General features: G+C 54.0%; 1 protein-coding gene. It reads right to left on the bottom strand.

Annotated elements, in window-relative coordinates; genetic code table 11:
- Positions 1-292, bottom strand: a 292-nt coding sequence (locus tag AC0L3J_RS37695; protein WP_473350479.1) for a phage portal protein family protein, incomplete at its 3' end; no start/stop codon positions are given.
- Positions 293-354 lie beyond the last annotated feature (62 nt).

Raw genomic sequence — 354 nt, 5'->3', positions numbered from 1 at the left:
CATCACGTGCCGGAGCGATGCGCCATTCCAGCGCCTGAATGGCAAGGCGGCGTTTGCTCAGTTCGGAAAAAAGGTGGGTGTCCTTTTCTTCCATATCAAAGGCCAGGTCAGCCTGTGCTGTCAGATCACCGCGTTCGGCATCACGCAGCATCTGCGCGGCCCGGTTCGGCGTCACACCACTGGAAGGATGCTCCTGCGTGCGCTTCATGACCATTGCCAGCTCATCGCTGCGGCTCTGCATTTCATCGTCAAAATCAAACGGCTGCCCGGAAATATCCAGAATACGGCCCATTACCAGCACCCTCGTTCAAACTGGTTATAATCATCAAAATCATAGATATCAACATCATCACC

The sequence above is a fragment of the Bradyrhizobium sp. Kon37 genome, from assembly GCF_055807535.1.
This window is presented reverse-complemented; position numbering and strand designations above follow the sequence as displayed.